Origin of the sequence: Mesorhizobium sp. M1D.F.Ca.ET.231.01.1.1 (assembly GCF_003999155.2) — a bacterium.
Classification (GTDB): Bacteria; Pseudomonadota; Alphaproteobacteria; order Rhizobiales; family Rhizobiaceae; genus Mesorhizobium.
This window is the reverse complement of sequence record NZ_RZOZ02000118.1, coordinates 1-358: the sequence shown is the minus strand read 5'-3', so window position 1 is coordinate 358 and position 358 is coordinate 1. Positions and strand designations below refer to the sequence as shown.

Sequence of the window (358 nt, the reverse complement as noted above, 5' to 3'; positions counted from 1 at the left end):
GCCGGCAAGGTCGGTGTCGTGCCGGCGCCGGGCGTTGCCGGCACCAGCGAGGTCTCCGCCGTCAACGGCTCGATGGGCCTCGGCGTCACCGCCGTCTCGAAGCATCCGGACGAGGCCTGGAAGTACATCGAGTTCATGACCTCGCAGGCGACGCAGAACCAATATGCCAAGCTCTCGCTGCCGATATGGGCCTCGTCTTACGACGACCCGGCCGTCACCAAGGGCCAGGAGGAGCTGATCGCCGCCGCCAAGCTCGGTCTGGCAGCCATGTATCCGCGTCCGACCACGCCGAAATACCAGGAGCTGTCGACCGCGCTGCAGCAGGCCATCCAGGAATCGCTGCTCGGCACATCTTCGC

General features: G+C 66.5%; 1 protein-coding gene. It reads left to right on the top strand.

The features are described from left to right. Nucleotides 1–358 (top strand): extracellular solute-binding protein (locus EN874_RS32560; protein WP_127428852.1); only part of this gene is annotated, 358 nt, incomplete at both ends.